Below are 15,128 nucleotides of genomic sequence, written 5' to 3'. Positions count from 1 at the left end.
TGCGGCACCCGTACACGTCCGCACCCGGCTACTTCCGCGTCGCCGGTGCCGAGCCCAGCAGATGGCCGTTCACCGTGGTGCCGTACAGCGACATCGGCGAGTCGTGGTACGCCTTTCGGGTGGCTGCCAGGTCGCCCTTGTAGCGCGGGTCCTGCGGGCGCTCGTGCCCGTCCATGTACATCGCCACGTCCCACGCGTCCTGGTCGGTGAGCGTGCCGCCCTGGCTCAGCGGCATGTTGGCCTTGATGAAGGCCGCCGCGTTGTCGAGCTGGTGCATGCCGGCGCCCCAGTTGAACGAGTCCGGCCCCCACAGCGGCGGAAACACGTAGCGCCCGGCCACCTGCTGGCCCTGCCCATCGGCACCGTGGCACAGCGCGCAATGCGCCTTGAACACCGCTTCGCCACGCACATAGTCGGGCGGCTGCGGCGGCTTGAAGCCCTTCTTCGGGTAGCCCGCGCCCGGCAGCTTCTCGCCGGTGGGCGCGCCCTTGGCCATCCAGAACGCATAGGTCTCCAGCGCCACCATCTCCTTCGAGTCCAGCGGCGGCGCCTTGCCGTTCATGCTGTACTTGAAGCAGCCCTGCAGGCGCTCGCCCAACGTGTTCACGTGACCGTTCTTCGCACGGTAGGCGGGATAGGCGACGTAGGCGCCCCACAGCGGCGCGGAGTTGGCCAGCCGTCCGGCATCGAGGTGGCAGTTGGAACAGCGCAGGCCGTTGCCGACGTAGGCCTTCGCCGCCACATCGGTGTTGATGAAGATCTCGCGGCCCTCGCGCACCACATCGCCGAACGGCCCCGGCGGGATCGCCGATTCCGGCGGCGGCTCGAACGCGGCCGGCCCGGCCTTCGCGGCGGCCGCTGCCTGGGCGTGGGCCGCCGCGCCGGCCGCTGATGCGGCGCTGGATCCAGTGGCCGGCGCCGGTTTGGAAGCTTCCGGCGGTGCGGCGTGCGAACAGGCCGCCAGCGCCAGCACGGCCAGGCCAATGAGCAGATGACGCGGCGTCATGGGCGGGACTCCTTCGGCGGAAACGGTTGGGCGGCGAACCAGTGCGCCACCGCATCGATGTCCCGGTCGCTCAGCGAATGGCTGATGTTGCGCATCAGACCCATCGGATCGTTGTGGCGACTGCCGCTGCGGAAGGCCTTGAGCTGCGCCGCCAGATAGTTGGCCGACTGCCCCGCCAGCGGCGGGAAATCCGCTCCCACGCCCACGCCGCCCGGGCCATGGCACTGCACGCAGGCGGGCACCTGCTTCGACCAGCGCCCGCGCGTGGCCAGCGTCTCGCCGAGGTGCTCCGGATCGGCAAAGGGCGTGGTGCCCGCAGCATCCGGCGTCGCGACCGCCGGCATCCTGCTGAAGTAGATCGCCAGCGCCTTGCGCTCCGCCTCGGTCAACGCACTGGCCTGCAGCTTCATCACCGGGTTGTCCCGGGTGCCGCTGGCGAAAGCGTCGAGCTGCGCCTGCAGGTAGGCCGCGTTCTCCCCGGCCAGCCGGGGAAAACCGCCGGACGCCTGACCACCGCCGTCGGGCGTATGGCAGGTCTGGCAGGGCGCCGCGCCCTTGCCATTGCCCTGCGCGGCGATCGTCGCCGCGTCCTGCGCCGCGGCCGGCAAGGTGGCCGCCATCAACAGCGCGGCCGCGGCGATCGCATGTCCGCGCCAACGATCAATGCGCATCGTGGCCGCCCCCGGCGACGGTCTGGAAGCCGTACTTGCGGTAGATCGCCTGCGCCGCCGGCGTCTGCATGAAGCGGAGGAAATCCTTCGCGGCCTGCGCGTGCGGGGCATCCTTCATGCGTGCCGCGGTGTAGGTGGCGATGGAGTTCTGGTCGGCGGGAATCGCGATCGTCTCCACCGGGCGATGCAGGATCTCCTGCTGGAAGTACGCCTCGGTGGACCACACCGGCGCCGCGTCCGACTCGCCCTGCAGCACGCGCAGCGGCGACTGGCGATGGTGGATGTGGGTGAGGAAGGTGCTGCCGTCGGCCACCTTGGTCTTCATCATCGCGGTCACCAGCGCCTCGCCCCCGGCCTTGCGGTAGCTGGCCTGGATCTGCCGGGCGATGCCCTCCCAGGCGGGGTTCGGCATGCTCACCCGCACGTCGGGCCGGCCCAGGTCCTTCAGCCCCTCGACGTGCTTCGGGTTGCCCTTGGCGACCATGATCGCCAGCGGGTTGCGCACGTAGTCGACGGTTTCGGCGAACCAGCCGTGCTCCTTCTGGCGCTCGGCGATGGCCGCCTTGCCCGCAGTGTAGATGTCCGGCTTCAACGCGATGCGCAGGTTGCCCATGACCAGCGAACCGCTCTCAATCTGCTTGGCCAGGATGCCCGGCGGCAGCGTCTCGACGTAGATGCGCTGGTACTGCGGATAGGCCTGGCGGAACGCGTCCATCAGGTCGTGCACGACCATGAACTGGTTGCCGGCGAAGAACACCGTGAGCTGCGGATCGGCGATGTCGCCGTGCAGGTCGGCGATGGCATCGACCGGCGGCGCACTGAAGTGCACGCCGCCCGCCGGCGGTGGGTTCCAGGACGGAAGGTAGTCCGTGCTCTGGGCGGCTGCCGTCCCGGCGGTCGCCAGGGCAAGCAGCGCCAGGACGCACGTCGCCGCGAGGCGGGTGGCCGAACGGTTCATGGGCGTGTCTCCGTTGCCGGGCAGGGTCAGAGCGGCATCAGGGCATAGCCCTTCTGCTGCAGCTCGGTGATGGTGGTGAGAGCCGACAGCGCCAGCGTGACGCTCTTGTCCACGGCATCGTACGGATACTTGTGCTCGGCGACCGCCTGCCCGCACACCGCGATGTCGACACCCGCCTTGCGCAGCTCGGCGATCACCGGCAGGTTCGGGTTGTCGGTGCCGAACTCCTGGCGATAGTGCGCGTTGTCCAGCGCGATCGCGGTGGCGCCGCCGGAGGCGACCGCAACGATGTGCAGATGCTTCAACGGCACGCCGGCCCAAGTGTAGAGATTGACGGTGCGCGCCACGCGCTCGATACCCGGATTGACCTCGTCCGGCTTGGCAGCGGCCTTGGTCAGGCCGAACACGATCTTGTAGTTCGCCTTGACGTCGGGCTTGTACGACGCCTGCGGCAGCTCGTGCATCTTGCCGGCGGAGTGGATGGTGGGCGTCACCCAGAAGTTGTCTGCGGCCAGCGCCCCGGAGCTTGCGAAAGCCAGGCCGAGCACGGCACCCAGGGCGGTCACGGTCTTGTTCATCGGAACTTCTCCTTCGGTAGATAGCGGCCGGGCAAGGCCGCAGATGCCAGAGAGCACCGCCGGCAGATGGGCGGATGCGGATTCATCGAGTCGATAGAGCAGCTGGCGCGCCTGGCGCCGCTGGAGCACCAGTCCCTCTTCACGCATGCGGGCCAAGTGTTGCGACAGCGCCGACATCCCCACCCCGAGCTCCTTCGCCAGCACGCCGGCCGAGGCCTCGCCGCCGTGATGAAGCCGGCACAGCACCAGCAGCCGTACGGGGTTGCCGAGCGCCTTGAGCTGGCGCGCCGTTTCCACCACGAGAGGGTGTCTGGTCGGGTTCCTGCGGCTCACAAATTCACATTTCAGTAAAAGTTGAAATGTTTTAGCGCAGGCGCTCGAGCCCTGTCATTTCGCATCGCACAAGTGATTGCTGCCGGCCAGCCCAGGACCGCGCGGACGCGGGTCCCACCGACCCCGCCACCCGACGCAATCAGGCGTCGACGGCCGCCAGCCAGAACATCCACGCCACCGCGCCTGCGGCCAGCAGGAGCACGGATGCCCCGATCCGCGCCAGCACGCGCCGCCCCCGCCCTTTCGCCATCCGCCGTCGCTCCCGGATGTACAGAGAGAGCAACTCCCGCCCGGCTCCTGCGCCGTCACGTTCGAGCGACTCGACGATCCCGGTGGCGCGCGCTCGCGAAGCGCGCCGCTCCTCTTCCAGCATGCGCTCCAGCGCCTTGCGCCGACGCCAGGCCAATGGCCACTCCATGGTCTGCCTCCGGTCTTTCGTTGAACGCCTAGAACGCCAGCTGCGCCCGCTCCAGTGCCGCGATCCTTCGCTCCAGCCGCGGCCCCAGGTAGGCCTGCGAACCGCACGGCAGCAGGCCGGCCTCGCGGAAGGTACGCAGGTACCACGAGGCGTTGCGGGCGACGAAGCCGTGCAGGTCGCCGGCCGGGTCGTCCTGCCGGGTGAACACCTCGATGAAGGCGACGCCCTCGAGCATGTCGACCAGTCCCTCCAGCCCGGCACGGATCTCGGCGGCTTTGAGGTAATGCAGCACGTCGCTGCACACGATCAGGTCGTAGCGCTCGTCGAAGCGCAGGTACTGCAGCTGGCCGAAAGTGGCCAGGCCGATATCGCGGCTGCGTCCGTAGCGGGACACCACGTATTCGCTGGCGTCGAGGCCGCGATACGCGATGCCGGGACGGAGCGCGCGCAGGTGGGCGCGCCACGGCGCCTCGCCGCAGCCGATGTCGAGCACGTTGCGGATCGACCGCCCGAGGTAGAACTCCGCCAGCGACACCGCCAGCGCCACCTTGCGACGCAGCTCGGCCGGCGCGGCCACCGAATGCTCCGGATGGCGGTACCACTTGTCGAAATAGGCGCGGTCGTAGGTCTTGGGCACGGCAGGCATCCAGTGGATCGATCCGTCATGGTAACCGGCGCGCGGCATCACCTCGCGCGAACATCCGCCGTTCCAGCATGGCGCACACCACCTGCAGGAGAAGCCCCCATGCCCATGGTCCGCATGCGCCTGATCGGTAGCCGCGAGGACGCCGACGCGGTGATCAATGCCGTGCACGGCATCGAAGGTATCGAGCACGTGGAGGAGGTGGACGACCTGATGTCCACCATGCGCGACGACTCCAGCTCCAGCGAACTGGTCGACGACAGCGAGGGCCATGTCTACTGCCTGGAAGTGCGCGCACCGAACGCGCTGCGTGCACAGGCGGTGCGCAGCATGGCCGAGTACGTCGGCGGCCGGCGCGGCATGGCGGTGGAGTTCGTCGACGAGTTCTGACCCGGCGCAACGTCTTGCGAAGAATGAACGCAGAATCGCTGCCACACCTTTCCTGTGCACCACACCGCATGCACCGCGTTGAAGATGGCGCTGACCGCCCCGGAAGGACGCCCCTGCATGCGCCGATACACCCGCCTCGCACCGCTCGGCCTGTTGCTTGCACTGGCCGGCGCCCTGTCGGCACCGGCCGCGGCGGACGGTGCACCACTGACCCACGACGACATCGCCTGGCTGCGCCGCGCCAGCTTCGGCATCGACAGCGCCACCCTCGCCCGCTACCGCGAGCTCGGTCGCGACCGTTGGCTCGACGAGGCCCTGGCCGACCGCGACGACCACCTGCCGCCCGCCATCGCGCAGGAGATCGACGGCTACGAGGCGATCGCCACGCCGCCGGCGCAGCTGGTGATGTCCTATCGCGAGACCCTGCGCCAGGTAAAGGCGATGCCGGACGGCGACGCCAAGGTCGCGGCGAAGAAAGCGGCGCAGATCCACGGCCGCGAACTGATGCGCCAGGCCCAGCAGGCCGAGCTGCTGCACGCCATCTACGGCAGCAATCCGCTGAAGGAACAGATGGTGTGGTTCTGGCTCAACCACTTCAGCGTGTACGGCAACAAGGGCCCGGTGCGCCTGCTCGCCGCCGACTACGAGGAACACGTGATCCGCCCGCACGCGCTGGGCAAGTTCCGCGACCTGGTGATGGCCACGCTGAAGAGCCCGGCGATGCTGGTGTATCTGGACAACGCACAGAACGCGAAGGACAAGATCAACGAGAACTACGCACGCGAGCTGATGGAGCTGCACACCCTGGGCGTGCACGCCGGCTACACCCAGCAGGACGTGCAGCAGCTGGCGGCGATCCTTACCGGCGTCGGCGTGATCCGGCCGCGCGACGCGATGCGCGGCCCGCGCATGAACCGCCGCGGCCGCTTCGGCGGCTTCGATCGCTTCGGTGGCGAGCGCCCTGGCGTGGTGCGTCAGGGCCTGTTCGAGTTCAATCCCGCGCGCCACGATTCAAGCGACAAGGTGTTCCTCGGCCAGCGCATCGACGGCGGCGGCTTCGACGAAGTGGAGCATGCGGTCGACCTGATCGTGCGTCAGCCCGCCTGTGCGCAGTTCGTCTCGCGCGAGCTGGCCGAGTACTTCGTCTCCGACCACCCGCCGCAGGCACTGGTGGACGCCATGGCCGCCACCTTCCAGCGCACCGACGGCGACATCGCCGCCGTGCTGCGCACGCTGTTCACCTCGAAGGCGATCACCGCGACCGCTGGCGCCAAGTTCAAGGATCCGGTGCAGTTCGTGGTCTCGGCGATGCGCTTCAGCCTGGACGGCCGACCGATCACCAACGCCCAACCGCTGGTCGCCGCGCTCAACCAGATGGGCGAGCCGCTCTACGGCCGCATCACGCCGGACGGCTGGCCGCTGGACAATGCCAGCTGGGCCGGCTCCGGCCAGATGGCCAAGCGCTTCGACATCGCCGGCATGATCGGCACCGGACGTGCACCGCTGTTCGCCCCCGACGGCACCCTGCCGCGCCGGCAGCCGGGCGAACGCCCGGACCCACCCACCCTGAACGGCCCGCTGTTCGCCCAGGCGATGCAGCCATGGCTGTCGCCGCACACCCGTGACGCGCTGGCCCAGGCGAAATCGCCCGCCGAGTGGAACACCTTCCTGCTGTCCTCCCCCGACTTCAACACGCGCTGAGGTTCACCATGGACCGTCGCCAGTTCCTCCGCACCGCCGCTGCCGCCGCGCTCGCCGCCCCGGCCCTGTCGTTCTCCGGCCGGCTGTTCGCCGCGCCGACCAACACGCCGCGCTTCCTGCTGGTGTTCCTGCGCGGCGGCTACGACTGCAACAACCTGCTGGTGCCGACCGGCAGCGACTTCTACTACGAATCGCGTCCGACCCTGGCGATCGCCCGGCCGGACACGGCCAACCCGGACAGCGCGCTGGCGCTGGACGGCGGCTGGGGTCTGAATCCGGTCCTTCGCGACTCGATCTACCCGCTGTGGCAGAAGAAGCAGATCGCCTTCGTACCGTTCGCCGGCACCACCGATCTCTCGCGCAGCCACTTCGAGACCCAGGACCATATCGAGCGCGGCGAGCCGATGGATCACACCGGCGACTACCGCTCCGGCTTCATGGCGCGGCTGTCCGGCCAGCTCACCGGCACGCCGGCGATCGCCTTCACCAACAACCTGCCGCTGAGCTTCCAGGGCGCCGGCCACGACATCCCCAACATCTCGCTCAAGGGCAACACGAAGTCCCACTTCAACGACCGGCAGGCCGCGATCCTCGCCAGCATGTACCAGGGCACTGCAATGGCCGCCGCCTCAGCCGACGGACTGGCCCTGCGCAAGGATGTCACCGCCGATCTGGAAAAAGAGATGGTCGCCGCCAGCCGTGGCGCGCCCAGCGCACGCAACTTCGCCAGCGAGACCCGCCGCATCGCCACGCTGATGCGCGACCAGTACCGGCTCGGCTTCGTCGACGTCGGCGGCTGGGACACCCACGTCAACCAGGGCAGCGTGAAAGGCGCCCTGGCCAACAACCTGCGCAACCTCGGCGAAGGCCTGGCCGCCTACGCCGATGCGCTGGGCGACGACTGGAACGACACCACCGTGGTGGTGCTGTCGGAGTTCGGCCGCACCTTCCGCGAGAACGGCGACAAGGGCACCGACCACGGCCATGGCACGGTGCACTGGGTGCTCGGCGGCCGCGTGCGCGGCGGCCGCATCGCCGGCGAGCAGGTCGCCGTCACCCAGCCGAACCTGCTGCAGAACCGGGACTACCCCGTGCTCAACAATTACCGCGACGTGCTCGGCGGCCTGATGCAGAAGTTGTGGGGGCTGCGCGCCGGCCAGGTGCAGTCGGTGTTCCCGCAGGCGCGGCCGGTCGACCTCGGGCTGGTCTGAGCCGGACGCTCAATCACCGATGCGGTGGTAGGTCGCCTCCATCACCGGCTCCCAGTTCGCCCCCTGGTCGAAAGAACTGGCCAGCTCCAGCCGGAAGCATTTCGCATCCTGCAGCGTGTACCGATGCCGTGTCTCGCCACGTGGCGAGCGCCGGACGATCACCAGCATCCCATCCTGCCACGCGCCACCGGCCGGTTCCTGCGGCACGAATCCGTAGCTGTCGAACCAGTACAGCGCCACACGGTGGTCTGCCCCGGTGGCGAACACCGCATGCACTTGCAGGGCCGGATGACCGTCACGCTGCTGCCGGTAGTCCTGCACCAGCACGCGCCCGCCGAGTTCGATGCGCGCTTCGATGAAACCGCGCGCCAGCCCCGCTGGCCCCCAGCGCGTGGCCGAAATCCGCTCCTCGCCTTCCCAGCGGCCAGCCATCCGTTGCCATGCATCCGTCATGTCGCTCCCCCGACGGTTCCGTATCGATTACCGCGCCGCACCCGCCACCAGCAGGTGCTTGGCCAGTTGGCCCTGCAGCTGGCCAAGCGCCCGCACCAAGTGCAGGGTGGCGAAGAACAGCAGCACGCCACCGACGCCCACAGCGATCAGCTCACCCCAGCCCGGCACGTGCGGGCCCATGCCCCAGTCGAAGGTGAGGGTGCCGTCGGCAAACACATGGTTGATGCCGTCCATATCGATCAATCGCGCGAACGGCACCGCCATTCCGGCCAGCGCCATCGTCATCAGCGTCACGGTCAGCGTGAAGTACGCGATGCCCAGCGGCAGCATCAACACCATGTAGAACATCGTGGTCCAGGTGCGCCAGTCGGTGAACATCGCGCCGATGCGCTGCAGCAGCGATCCGTTCTGCGCCGGGTACGGCGGCCGACGCGGCATGCGCACGCCGAGCATCGCCTCGACGATGCGCCCCTCCATCAGCGACATCGCACGCACCACACCGAAGAACAGCACGATGAACGGGATGCCGATGATCAGCACCGACAGGCCCGCCGACATCGACAGCCCGACCACCACCAGCACGAAGTAGGCGATGCCGGTGCCCAGGGCCAGCAGCATGTAGAACAGCGCGCCCCACGCACGCACGTCGGCGGCCACGCCGAAGAAGCGGCCCAGCAACGAGCGGCGCTTCGGCACCGGGGGCGGCCGCAGCGCGCGCTGGATCCTGATTTCCTGGTCGCGGTACAGCTCGGCCACCTCCTCCGGCGCCCCGTAGCTGCCGACGACGTGAGCGAGCATGTCCGCCTCGCTGCGTCCCGGCTGCTCGGCCAGTTCGGCGCGCAGGTGTTCCTCGGCGTCGTACAGCGCGTCCTGGATCAGCGCGGGATCGGCCCCGCGCAGGGCGTCGCGCAGTTGCGCGAGGTATTCGGCGATCGTGCGTGGCGCATTCATCACAGCTCTCCCTCCAGAACCCGGTCCATCGAGTCGCGCGTGGCGTGCCAGGCGTCGGTCCAGACGCGGAGCACCTCGCGACCCGTCTTGGTGATGCGGTAATAGCGGCGCGGCGGCCCGCTGACCGAGGGCTCGACCTCGCTGCTGAGCAGCTCGGCGGCCTCCAGGTTGCGCAACACCGGATACAGCGCGCTCTGCTTGCCCGCGAGCACGCCCTCCCCCGCCGCCTCCAGCCGCTTGGCGATCTGGTAGCCGTACATCGGCTGCCGCGCACGACCCAGCACGGAGAGCAGCGCCAGCGATACCGTGCCGGCCGACAACTCCTTCTGGAACTTCTTCAGCGCGCTGGCGACGTCCTCATCCACGGCTTGCCCGCCCTGCTACCTGTGTCGGCATCAAGCATAGTGTTTAGTTATGACTAGTCCATGGGCATGAAGTCATGGCGTTCGATGCAACTGGCTTGTGGTGACTTTGTTGTGACGCCCAAGTGAGGGGATTACCGCCCCATCTCCCTATCCACGCGTGCGCTATGCGCACAAACCACAAGTGCTGCTCGGTAGCGACGCATTCGTTATTCCATTCCGGACTATTTCAGCTCAAGATACCCGGCACGTTGCCGCTACATGGGCGCCCGAGTCGTCCAAGGCCCCAAAACTTGCCTGGTCATAACGACCGAGGCGAACCACAGAAGTCGAGCACGCAGGGAGTCATGCTCCGCGCCCCCACCCATCATCGGTGGTCAACGCACGATTACACCCTGGAGCAAAACGATGCCGACCCCATGGACAGCACGCCCATCGCCCCGAAGCGGTCGAGCCCCGTCGTCGACTGACCCGCCCTGCCTGCATGCTGCACAGGGCCGGGTAATGCCCGCTCGCGACACAGCGATCCCTTCAGCACCTCGCCCCAGCGCTGGCTAAGCCAGCGCTAATGCCACCCGCTCATGCTGCCTGCTGGGGGACTGTGTGCCCTCCAGACGGGCGCGCCGTAAAACGTAACCTTCGGATTTCACCACTTCATATGACAGCCCACTCAGTTTCGCGGACGGGCAAGGAATGCACCGCTTTCGACGCCGCAGCGCCGGCCAGCCCCAAGGACCGCCTGGCAGACATCGAGACACTCATCACCAGGCATCGCCATGCGATCTGCGGGCTACTCTCCGCTGCGCTCGGCATCGTTTCCATCGCTGAGCCGGTCACTGTCCATATCCGGCAGAACGATGCATGGTTGACAGCGGCCATCAGCCTCGCTGTGGCGTGCTTCGCCAATGCCGCCCTCACCCTGGGCCGCAACGCACGGCTGGCAACGCACCTGCTGGTGGCGATGGTGGCGGGATTCGTGGTGCTGCAGGTGGACATGCGCACCGGCATGGCCTGGGCGTTTATCGTGCCGCCGCTGATTCTTTTCATGCACCCGCCCCGACGCGGCTTTGCCTATGTGGTCGGCGTCGCCGGCGTGCTTTTGATCGCGTGTTTCTCGTTACACGACGCGCGCGACCTGCAGCGCGCCGACAACATCGATTTCATCTGCAGTTTCGCAGTAGTGACCACGGTGTCCACGCTGTTCTCCCGTGATCTGCTGGCCACCACCGCGGCCGTCACCGCCATTGCCTTTCGCGACCCGCTGACCGGGCTGCTGCAGCGGGACATTTTCGAGTCCCTCGCGAAGGCGCAGATGAAGCGCGCTGCATTCGGCGAAGCCGCGCTGTGCGTCGCGATTATCGACATCGACAACATGAAGCGGATCAACGACGAATGGGGCCACGCAGCCGGTGATTTCGCGATTCAGCACGTGACACGTGCTCTCACCGCCGCCCTGCGCGAGGCAGACCTGTGCTCAAGGATCGGCGGCGACGAGTTCATGGTGCTGTTCAACGGCGCCGATGCCGACCAGGCGAGCCAGATCGTCGAGCGGGTGCTGCATTGCGTGAGCATCCCCGATGCCAGGGCCCCGTGGCATTCCGAGCATCGGCTGACCGTGTCGGCAGGCGTCGCCCAGCTTCGTGGCGATGAGAAATTCTCCGATCTCTACCTGCTGGCCGACCGCGCGCTCATCAGAGCCAAGCGCAAGGGCCGCAACCTCGTGGCCGGTTCGAACTGAAGAGCGCACCTCCATGGTCAATGACACGCCGCCGCGCCGCACTCCCTCGCCCCTGTCGGGGATCGCTCGGCGACTGACGGGCTTGCGCAATATCGGCCGGAGTCTCCGTGACCGCGTGCTCATACTGACCGTACTCGCCGCACTCCCGGGCCTGCTGGTGGCGGTGGCAGACGGACTCAACCTGAGCCGGGTGCAGGAGTCCAATGCCCGACAGGCGCTCTATCAAACGCTCAGCCACAGCAAGAGCGATTACGCCGATGCTGTGGATGACCTGCTGTCCGACACCGATATCCTGGTGCGAAGCAGCACCGAGGACGGAACACGGTGCCCGTCCATGCTGCCAATCATGGCCAAGCTGCACCCGGACTACGCGATCGTCGCCATCATGGCGCCTACCGGCGCGACTGTTTGTTCGACCCACGCGAGCACGGCTGCGGCTGGCTGGCTCGACGCCATGCATGTGACGATCGATCGGCTGACCCTCGGCCAGAGCAACTCACAGAGCACCCTGGTGGCAGCACACCACGGTTACCCGATGATGCTCGTGTCGGCTCGACGGACCGGGAGCGCCGCAGCCCCCGGCTCGATTGCCGTCATTGCCACGCCTTACTCCCCGCTCGAGCGCCTCGGTCCCTCCCGCGATGGCGCACAGATCAGCATAGACCTGCGCGATCCCGCCGGGCACCTGATCCACGTCAGGAACAGGGGAACCGGTTACAGCAATGCGGCACCGACAACCGACGACGTTTCGCCGGGAGCTGACGACCTGTCGCTGCAGAGCGACAATAAAAGCATCCGGGCCACTCTTCGACTGATCCATCACGGGCTGCCAAGCGTGCTACGCATCGAGCTGCCCAAGTCCATCGTTTACTCCGACGCCTACGTGTCGCGCCAGCACAACACGGCGTGGCTCGCCTGCGCCCTGGCGGCGCTGCTCATGGTGGGTGCCATGGTCGGCCGGCAGATGATCGCCGTGCCAGCCGGGGCGATCATGCGCACCATCACCCGCCTTTCCAACGGGGACCTTGCCGCGCGCACCGGCCTTCGCACCAAGCGTGACGAACTTACGCAGGTCGCCTCCGCGCTGGACAAGATGGCCGACACGCTGGAGCAGGAGGACATCCGCCGCACTCGATCTCTGGACCTGCTCCGGCAAACCAACCGTCTTCACGAGATGCTCGGTGTGATCGGTGCCGCGACCGGTGCCCGGGACGATGACGGCGCATTCTTCGAGGATATCTGCCGGCTTGCCGTGGAGATCGGCGGCATACGCGCCGCCGGCATCTTCGAGTTGAGGGAGGCGGGCGACCATCCTCTGGTCACACTCGCCTCCCACCCCGCCCCCCCAACCGACGCCGGCCAATCGAACCACCTGCTGCCAACCGCCAATCGTGCCGCGCACTCTTGGCACGTCGAAACGGTGCATGCGGCCGGCGAACGCGGCACGGGGGCGACGGTGGCGATTCCGCTGGGCCATGCCCAGGACGGTCGCAAGCGCATCATCGCGTGCGCATTCGACGACGCCCGGCTGCTCGAGGAAACCACCTATCGCCTGCTTGGCCAGATCGCACAGGACGTACAGCTGGGCGCGCGCATCATCCAGACCGAATCGGCGCTGCAACACGCGCGCAGCCATGATGCGAGCACCGGTCTGCCCAATGAAACCCATTTCTACGACAGGGTACACAGGGCCTTGCGCGACCCGAAGCGCAAAGACGCCGCCGTCGGCGTGTGCCTTCTGGACGCCGGTATCGAGAGCGCCGCGGCGGGTAAGAGCCTGGTCTCCGCCAAGACCCACGTCATCCAGTTAGCCGAGCGCATTGCATCGCGGCTCGGCCAAGCAATCGACATGGCGCTCCTCCCCGGTCCGTCATTGGGAGTTCTCGTCACCCCCGGACTGGACCACGCTTCCACTCGGGACTGGCTGGACGCTTTGGCCAAAGCAGCCGTGTCCCACGACGACAAGGCGACCGTTGATCCTGGCCCACCCTTGCGCATGGGGGTCGCGTTCTGGCCGGAAGGCGGCGACACGCCGCAATCCCTGCTTGAATCGGCGCAAATCGCGCTGCGAGCTGCCACCGGCCGGGAGGGTGCCATCACCTACTACAGCAAACAGTTGGGGGACGTTGCGCGCGAACTCAGGGAGATCGAGCGGGCAATGCCGGGCGCACTTGCCGACGGTGCAATGCAGTTGCACTACCAACCGATCGTCGACCTCGCAACATCGCAGATCGCAGGATTCGAGGCCCTACTGCGCTGGAGCGACATCCGGCTGGGTTACATCGCGCCATCGAAGTTCATTCCGATCGCGGAACGCTCGGGCCTGATCTCCGCGATCGGCAGGAAAGTCCTGCGCGATGCATGCACACAGGCCTCGCACTGGGCCCGCGAAGCGAGCAGCGACCTGTTCATTACCGTGAACGTCTCGCCGGTCCAGCTGACTGATCGGGATTTCGTCAGAAACGTGCGGGACACTTGCGGTAAAGCTGAAGCAGAGCCGCAGGCGGTCAAGATTGCCTTCGAGATCACCGAGAACGACCTGATCGCCGATATCGCTCACGGCGCTCGAGTCCTGCAGGATCTGAAAGAGGCCGGGATCGATATCCTCATCGACGATTTCGGCAGCGGCTATTCCTCGCTCAGCTACCTGCATCGTCTACCCATAGACGCACTGAAGATCGACAAGTCGATAACCCGCGACTTGTCCATCAGCGACCGCGCGCGCGCCGTATGCAGCGGGATCGTGGCCATCGCCAAGAACCTGCAGGTCCGTACCATTATCGAAGGCATCGAAACGGCCGAGCAGGTGGCCCTGGCCAAGGCCCTGGGTTGCGATTTGGCCCAGGGCTTCCTGTTCGGCAAGGCCTCGGACCCGGCGTCAGCCTGGGCACGGGTGGGCAGGCCCCTGGTTTGAGCCCATCGAAAGCATCGTTTCGAACACTGCGCTGGGAGGTCTGGGAATCGAATGTGCGCCCGATCCGCGCCGTCGAACGCGAGGCCCGGTCGTGGTCCAGGAATTCCCGCGGCAGGGTCGTGACGACCGCACCTGGGATGACCGGTGCCGACCCAGAATCCATATCGGGCCGGATTTTGCGCCGGCGAAAGCACGTCCCATCGTGCACGGCCGTCGCGGGCATCGGTACCAGGCGCCGCACCACCCGCCCGCGCGATCGATCAACCCGGTACGCGCATCCGTTGGCGTCGTTTGCTTTTCCGCATGAGGGCCGCGATCGCCGTCGCCATATGCTCGGCATCGAGAAAATGGTAATTGCGGTAATCGAGAAAGGCATCCAGGACGACACCCGCATCGACATCGAGCGCCTCGCAATAGGCTACGAATTCCATGATGTCGATTCGGCGCTCGCCGCGCTCGCACTTGGACACGTAAGACTGGGTTGTGCGGAGGCGCTGCGCCAGCTGCGCCTGGGTGATGCCCACCTCCTCCCTGACCTGCTGCATGAAGCTGAGGAGCAGGTGGTAGTGGTCCTTGTGGATGGTTCGCGTCATTGCGTCACTACTGTGTTTGACGCACCGTAGATTCCTCGTCGAAATAGTCCAAAACGGAATATTTTCCGTTTAAGATCCACGACTCGGGGCCGCTAATTGCAAACGCCATCCTGTTGCCTTCCAGCAAGTGATGGATGAAACGGCCGCCATCAGGACAGGTGCATCGCACCCACCCCAGGGCGGCAAATATTTGCGATACGCATCCCGA

The 15,128-nt window shown here is 67.1% G+C and carries 15 protein-coding genes; 5 read left to right on the top strand and 10 right to left on the bottom strand.

The features are described from left to right. Positions 1-28: 28 nt before the first annotated feature. From ATSB10_RS00895 to ATSB10_RS00870, 6 genes are all read right to left on the bottom strand, one after another. Complete coding sequence (locus tag ATSB10_RS00895) at positions 29-1,006, bottom strand: c-type cytochrome (protein ID WP_063670002.1); 978 nt, start codon at positions 1,004-1,006, stop codon at positions 29-31. After that, positions 1,003-1,677 carry a c-type cytochrome gene (locus ATSB10_RS00890; RefSeq protein ID WP_063670001.1) on the bottom strand — a complete coding sequence of 225 codons (675 nt, stop codon included), beginning with the start codon at positions 1,675-1,677 and terminating at the stop codon, positions 1,003-1,005. Before ATSB10_RS00890 ends, ATSB10_RS00895 begins: the two co-directional genes overlap by 4 nt. Continuing rightward, complete coding sequence (locus ATSB10_RS00885; protein WP_063670000.1) at positions 1,667-2,635, bottom strand: molybdate ABC transporter substrate-binding protein; 969 nt, start codon at positions 2,633-2,635, stop codon at positions 1,667-1,669. The genes ATSB10_RS00890 and ATSB10_RS00885 overlap by 11 nt, the downstream gene beginning before the upstream one ends. 26 nt (positions 2,636-2,661) lie before the next feature. Beyond that, on the bottom strand, positions 2,662-3,546 hold the full coding sequence (locus ATSB10_RS19640) for a metalloregulator ArsR/SmtB family transcription factor (protein WP_083966024.1): 885 nt from the start codon (positions 3,544-3,546) through the stop codon (positions 2,662-2,664). Between the two features lie 139 nt (positions 3,547-3,685). Beyond that, a complete protein-coding gene (locus tag ATSB10_RS00875; RefSeq protein WP_063669999.1) occupies positions 3,686-3,964 on the bottom strand; it encodes a hypothetical protein in 279 nt (92 codons plus the stop codon). Positions 3,965-3,992: 28 nt separating this feature from the next. After that, entirely contained in the window at positions 3,993-4,601 is a 609-nt protein-coding gene (locus ATSB10_RS00870; RefSeq protein ID WP_063674268.1) for a class I SAM-dependent DNA methyltransferase, read from the bottom strand. Positions 4,602-4,709: 108 nt separating this feature from the next. Between ATSB10_RS00870 and ATSB10_RS00865 the strand changes: the two genes are divergently transcribed. From ATSB10_RS00865 to ATSB10_RS00855, 3 genes are all read left to right on the top strand, one after another. Next, positions 4,710-4,997, top strand: a complete 288-nt coding sequence (locus ATSB10_RS00865) for a hypothetical protein (protein WP_063669998.1) — start codon at positions 4,710-4,712, stop codon at positions 4,995-4,997. Between the two features lie 117 nt (positions 4,998-5,114). After that, the gene (locus ATSB10_RS00860) at positions 5,115-6,698 is read left to right on the top strand and encodes a DUF1800 domain-containing protein (RefSeq protein ID WP_063669997.1); all 1,584 of its coding nucleotides are present in this window, start codon (positions 5,115-5,117) and stop codon (positions 6,696-6,698) included. 8 nt (positions 6,699-6,706) lie between these two features. Next, positions 6,707-7,909 (top strand): DUF1501 domain-containing protein, encoded by a 1,203-nt coding sequence (locus ATSB10_RS00855; protein ID WP_063669996.1) that lies wholly within the window; start codon positions 6,707-6,709, stop codon positions 7,907-7,909. 9 nt (positions 7,910-7,918) lie between these two features. On the opposite strand, the gene ATSB10_RS00850 is transcribed toward ATSB10_RS00855, so the two are convergent. From ATSB10_RS00850 to ATSB10_RS00840, 3 genes are read right to left on the bottom strand one after another with little or no spacing between them, the layout of a single operon-like run. Continuing rightward, entirely contained in the window at positions 7,919-8,362 is a 444-nt protein-coding gene (locus tag ATSB10_RS00850; RefSeq protein WP_063669995.1) for a DUF1579 family protein, read from the bottom strand. Positions 8,363-8,389: 27 nt separating this feature from the next. Continuing rightward, positions 8,390-9,313, bottom strand: coding sequence for a sensor domain-containing protein (locus tag ATSB10_RS00845; RefSeq protein WP_063669994.1), 924 nt, complete (start codon positions 9,311-9,313; stop codon positions 8,390-8,392). After that, a complete protein-coding gene (locus tag ATSB10_RS00840; protein ID WP_017461925.1) occupies positions 9,313-9,678 on the bottom strand; it encodes a PadR family transcriptional regulator in 366 nt (121 codons plus the stop codon). The genes ATSB10_RS00845 and ATSB10_RS00840 overlap by 1 nt, the downstream gene beginning before the upstream one ends. 655 nt (positions 9,679-10,333) lie before the next feature. Here ATSB10_RS00840 and ATSB10_RS00835 point away from each other — a divergent pair. Both ATSB10_RS00835 and ATSB10_RS00830 read left to right on the top strand, forming a co-directional pair. Then, positions 10,334-11,413: a GGDEF domain-containing protein gene (locus tag ATSB10_RS00835; protein ID WP_169816692.1), complete on the top strand. Its 1,080-nt coding sequence runs from the start codon at positions 10,334-10,336 to the stop codon at positions 11,411-11,413. A 13-nt stretch (positions 11,414-11,426) separates the two neighbouring features. After that, positions 11,427-14,327, top strand: a complete 2,901-nt coding sequence (locus ATSB10_RS00830; RefSeq protein ID WP_169816691.1) for a putative bifunctional diguanylate cyclase/phosphodiesterase — start codon at positions 11,427-11,429, stop codon at positions 14,325-14,327. Positions 14,328-14,587: 260 nt separating this feature from the next. Here ATSB10_RS00830 and ATSB10_RS00825 read toward each other — a convergent pair whose 3' ends face one another. After that, complete coding sequence (locus ATSB10_RS00825; RefSeq protein ID WP_063669991.1) at positions 14,588-14,920, bottom strand: helix-turn-helix domain-containing protein; 333 nt, start codon at positions 14,918-14,920, stop codon at positions 14,588-14,590. Positions 14,921-15,128: the final 208 nt, after the last annotated feature.

This window comes from Dyella thiooxydans, assembly GCF_001641285.1.
Classification (GTDB): Bacteria; Pseudomonadota; Gammaproteobacteria; order Xanthomonadales; family Rhodanobacteraceae; genus Dyella_A; species Dyella_A thiooxydans.
The sequence above is the reverse complement of the archived record's forward strand: the minus strand, read 5'-3'. Positions and strand labels throughout refer to the sequence as shown.